The sequence below is a fragment of the Aetokthonos hydrillicola CCALA 1050 genome (genome assembly GCF_017591665.1).
Lineage (GTDB): Bacteria > Cyanobacteriota > Cyanobacteriia > Cyanobacteriales > Nostocaceae > Aetokthonos > Aetokthonos hydrillicola.
This window is the reverse complement of record NZ_JAAKGC010000216.1, coordinates 1-4,448: the sequence shown is the minus strand read 5'-3', so window position 1 is coordinate 4,448 and position 4,448 is coordinate 1. Positions and strand designations below refer to the sequence as shown.

General features: G+C 41.0%; 5 protein-coding genes. 4 read left to right on the top strand and 1 reads right to left on the bottom strand.

Going from position 1 to position 4,448, the window contains the following annotated elements:
- The 3 genes from G4P69_RS35765 to G4P69_RS35755 form a co-directional block, all read left to right on the top strand.
- The coding region (locus tag G4P69_RS35765) for an ABC transporter permease (RefSeq protein WP_208354683.1) at positions 1–649 on the top strand (649 nt) is incomplete at its 5' end.
- 36 nt (positions 650–685) lie between these two features.
- Positions 686–1,681 carry an ABC transporter substrate-binding protein gene (locus tag G4P69_RS35760; RefSeq protein ID WP_208344227.1) on the top strand — a complete coding sequence of 332 codons (996 nt, stop codon included), beginning with the start codon at positions 686–688 and terminating at the stop codon, positions 1,679–1,681.
- A gap of 415 nt (positions 1,682–2,096) precedes the next feature.
- Positions 2,097–2,516, top strand: coding sequence for a helix-turn-helix domain-containing protein (locus tag G4P69_RS35755; protein ID WP_208344228.1), 420 nt, complete (start codon positions 2,097–2,099; stop codon positions 2,514–2,516).
- A 182-nt stretch (positions 2,517–2,698) separates the two neighbouring features.
- Here G4P69_RS35755 and psb34 read toward each other — a convergent pair whose 3' ends face one another.
- Complete coding sequence (gene psb34, locus G4P69_RS35750) at positions 2,699–2,869, bottom strand: photosystem II assembly protein Psb34 (RefSeq protein WP_208344229.1); 171 nt, start codon at positions 2,867–2,869, stop codon at positions 2,699–2,701.
- A gap of 383 nt (positions 2,870–3,252) precedes the next feature.
- On the opposite strand from psb34, the gene G4P69_RS35745 reads away from it, so the two are divergent.
- The gene (locus G4P69_RS35745) at positions 3,253–4,359 is read left to right on the top strand and encodes a filamentous hemagglutinin N-terminal domain-containing protein (protein WP_208344230.1); all 1,107 of its coding nucleotides are present in this window, start codon (positions 3,253–3,255) and stop codon (positions 4,357–4,359) included.
- Positions 4,360–4,448: the final 89 nt, after the last annotated feature.

Sequence of the window (4,448 nt, the reverse complement as noted above, 5' to 3'; positions counted from 1 at the left end):
CTATCCAACAGCGATCGCACGTGCCGCAATCGACATGATTGGTGATGGTACACTTTTGCTAGCCTTGAGCCAAAGCGCCACTGTACTCATTACAGGTTTTCTACTGGGTACGCTTATTGGCATTGCTATTGGTTTGGTTACTGGTCGTCATACAGTCATTGCTGCTTTATTAGATATACCTATTACAGCACTCTACGTCACTCCTCTCATCGCCTTAGTACCAATCCTCATTTTATGGTTTGGTTTTGGTACATCAGCAAAGATAGTTGTGGTATTGTTATTTACAATATTTCCGGTACTCATCAATACGATGCGTGGGGTACGTGAGGTTGATCCTCAGCTGGTTGAGGTTGCGCATTCGTTTTGTTCTACAGAATATCGGCTTTGGATAGATTTAATACTTCCATCAGCATTGCCTTTTGTGATGACTGGAATTCGTCTAGCAATTGGTCGAGCATTAGTTGCCGTCATAGTTGCTGAGTTTTACACTGCTGTTTCGGGGTTAGGATACCTGATAGTCTCCAATGCCCATTCATTTCAGACTGCACGGGTTTTTGTACCTGTTATTGTACTAATGGTTGTTGGTGTTGCTAGTACCGCACTACTAGAAATGGCAGAAGCACAGATTTCACCTTGGCGTCATAGATAATAGTCAATTAATTAATTAATTAGGTAGGAGGTTTTGATGCAAAGACGACTGCGGTTAATTGCTGTGTTTATTGTTGTAATTATATTTATCGCGTGTAGCAAACAACCGTCGGGAGATACAGCTACAATCTCGATTGCTTTGCCAACTGCGAAAACTAGTTTTGCTAACGTTGATGTGGCGATCGCGCAAGAAATGGGGTTTTTCAAGCAACAAGGCTTGAATGTTAGTATTAAAAACTTAGACTCGGCGGTGAAAGTTGTACAGGCGGTGGTTGCTAATGACGCGGCGATCGGCGGATCTAGCTTTGAGCCAGTGATCAATGCTGCATCTGCTGGCGGAAATTTAGCAATCATTGGTACTTACGCCAACCGACTCACTGTTTCGATGGTTACACCCAAAACAATTAAATCTGTAGGAGATTTACGCGGTAGGAACGTTGGGGTGCAAGATATCGGCGCATTTCGTGAGATCATGACGCGGATGGTGTTACAAACTGCTCAATTAACACCCCAAGATGTAAAATATATCCCCATCTCTCCTCCAAGCTATATTCAAGCACTGAAATCTGGACAAATTGAATCAGCAATACTTCAAACTGAGCAAGTTGCAGAAATACTCAAACGCGATCCGAGATTTCATGTACTTGTTGATTTACATAAGGTAGAACCGGACTATTACTATGGCTCCTATATAGTCCGTAAAGACTGGTTAACAAAAAATTCCGATATTGCTGTGCGTTACCTGACTGCACTAATCCAGGCACACAGGTTTATGTACGACAACAAAGCCGAGACGATCAAGATAGCTGCTAAAACGACTGGTTTTGATCCTGGTGTTATTACCCATACCTATGATGTGCTGTTAGGAAAACATAAGGTTTTCCCCACCGGCGATGGGATTGAAGAAAAACGCCTCGCTTATACACTCTCCAGAATGAAGTCATTAGGGTTATTGAAGGGCAAAGAACCTGATTTAACTCAACTGGTTGATCGTAAGCCTATCACTTTAGCGCTTAATAAATTAGGGAAGTAAGCTGTTGCGCATTTAATTTATATATGAGACGCGGGCAAGATGCCCGCACTACAATAATTTTACATCTTCGTTTTATATAATCTAGCTGCGCATCAGCTGATTTAACTATTGCCATGACGCTGCTGCCAGTCATTATTGCCCATTGGTAAATCATTAATGTTGTAGATAATTACGGTAAAATGGCTTACCTCATTCTAAGTGTAAAATTTTTTACTTATTAAATATTTCAGCCCCAGCTTGTCCGCTGGCCACCTCAGTATGATAATCGGTTTTGAGGTGGCTCGAAATTGTGTCCCGGAAATAGATTTGGATGATAACGCGAGAGCGATGTCTACGACAAGCCGCAGAGCGTCTACGCGTCCTTGACTCAGTGCCGACTTGCTGCTATGGTTCCTATCCCAAAGAAATTCAAGCTATGACTGCTCAAGCAATTCTAAACATCATACTTCTGCTAACTATTTCACTTTTTATCTTAGACTTTATTAAAGATATACTAAAAACCATCCACTACGCTTGGAAGAATCCATGTAATCGCGCTTTTCCTTCCGGAAGCTTTAGGACAGCGCAAACGACAGTGAGTCAGCCTTCGGTTAACCATCCTCAAAAAACTTTACGCTCAAATTTAAAATCCAAAAAAAATGGTCAAATGGTGATTAAAATCGCTGGAAAAGAGCTTAGGGACTTGAGGAAAGAAAAAAATATTCAAATATTGACAGCCTCTCATGCCTGTCGTGTAAATCCATATCAATTATCCCGCTTTGAGCGGGGTCAAGTTTCAACATTAACAGACAAAAAAATCAGACAATTAGTGAAATATTATCTATCTCAAGCATAATTAAACAGAATTCAGGAGTCAGGAGTCAGGAGTCAGAATACACCACCCACATTATCAGTTAGTAAGAGTAGCGGCAAGCACTTGAACACTCCTAGCCATAACAAAAAACCTCAGCCCGTTGCACTGAGGTAAAAAGAGGAAGTCGAAATATTGATGGGAGATACCGAATTGTTATGTAATGCTTAACTAGCTACAAAGGCAACCAAAGCTAAAGCAGCAACAAATGATGCAGCGAATATACCTTGGACAACGTATTTGCGTTGTTCCCAAATCGCTGGATACTCGGCATAGTAAGGCTTGGTTTCGTTGGGGTAGTTGTTGAGAACGCCGTCTTCGTTATAAGTGGTGTACATGGTTTGTTTGTTATCTCTTGTTTTTTAACTTATGTAAATAAATATAACAATATTGTTACAATTCGGCAAGAGGACTTGACACGGAAAAAGTAATAGGATTAATAAGAACTAGTTATCGAAATGTCCGTATACTATAGACAGCGTCTATACATATGCAGTGCTTCCTCCAAATGTGCTTATCTTTGCGATCGCCCCGCATTTCTTGAGAAGCATAAAGCCTTCTCCCGGAAAAAGAAAGCTTGACACCGGAATGCATCCTTAGCATTTCGTTAATAAAATCTTGTTAAGAAAGAGGACGTTATTAAAGAGCAGTTGTAATACTAATAGGTACTTTGTAGTTACTTGTACTTCAAAGTAAACCACAAGTTTTAAAGGAGACCAAAATGGCAGGGAGGGATGATATTTGCTATGGGTTACTGTGGATGATTGTAGTCACAGCAGGCTTACTTCCTGCCAATTGTGCTCATGCCCAAATCACACCTGACAGGACTCTACCGAACAATTCCAGTGTCACAATTAATGGCAGCACATTTAATATTACTGGGGGAACTCAAGCAGCACGTAATTTATTCCACAGTTTCCAGCAGTTTTCTGTTCCCAATGGTAGTACAGCTGCTTTCAACAACGGTCTGGATGTACAAAACATTTTTAGTCGCGTCACAGGTGGCTCAGTTTCTAATATTGATGGGGTAATAAAAGCTTCGGGAACAGCAAATTTATTCTTCCTAAACCCCAATGGCATTGTTTTTGGGAAAAATGCCAGCCTGAATGTTGGTGGATCATTTGTTGCTACTACTGCTAATGCCATTCAATTTGGTAACCAGAGAATGTTTAGTGCTAGTGTGCCAAATAATCCTGCTTTGCTGACAGTTAATCCAACAGCGTTGTTTTATAACCAGATTGTCAAGAATGCATCCATTCAAAACAGTTCAATAGCACCAACAGCAGGAAATTCATCTGGGTTACAAATTCCAGATGGTAAGAGTTTGCTGTTGGTTGGTGGCGATCTAACAATGGATGGTGGAAGATTAAGAGCCTATGGTGGTCATGTTGAGTTAGGTGGTTTGACATCTCCAGGCACGGTAGGACTTGAGGTGCATGAGAATAATTTGACCTTGAGTTTTCCTAATCAAACTACCCTAGCTTCGGTATCTTTACTCAACGGAGCGTCAGTTGATGCCTCAGGCAGTGGTGGTGGCAGCATTGCTGTTAATGCTAGCAATCTCAATATAAACAGTGGAAGTAGCTTGATTGCTGGCATAGCTTCAGCTCATGGTAATGTTGGCTCTAAGGCTGGGGATATTATGCTAAATATCACTGGGGACATAAACATTGATGGTAATGGAAGTAATATCACCAATAATGTTCAACAACAGGCAATAGGCAATGGAGGTAATATTTCTTTATCGTCTAATTCACTAGTCCTTAGCAATGGCGGACAAATTAGTGCTAGTACCTTGGGAACTGGAGATGCAGTGCGATTCGTTTAGCCGAAACCTAAAGAGGATGGCTAGCTTTTGATTGAACACTTATCAATCAAATGACAACTCACTATACATGTAGGTGAGAAAATAAAGGA

Bases quoted from the DNA above. Each gene is read 5' to 3' on its own strand.
- G4P69_RS35760 (WP_208344227.1), top strand. From the start codon at position 686: ATGCAAAGACGACTGCGGTTAATTGCTGTGTTTATTGTTGTAATTATA.
- G4P69_RS35755 (WP_208344228.1), top strand. From the start codon at position 2,097: ATGACTGCTCAAGCAATTCTAAACATCATACTTCTGCTAACTATTTCA.
- psb34 (WP_208344229.1), bottom strand. From the start codon at position 2,869: ATGTACACCACTTATAACGAAGACGGCGTTCTCAACAACTACCCCAAC.
- G4P69_RS35745 (WP_208344230.1), top strand. From the start codon at position 3,253: ATGGCAGGGAGGGATGATATTTGCTATGGGTTACTGTGGATGATTGTA.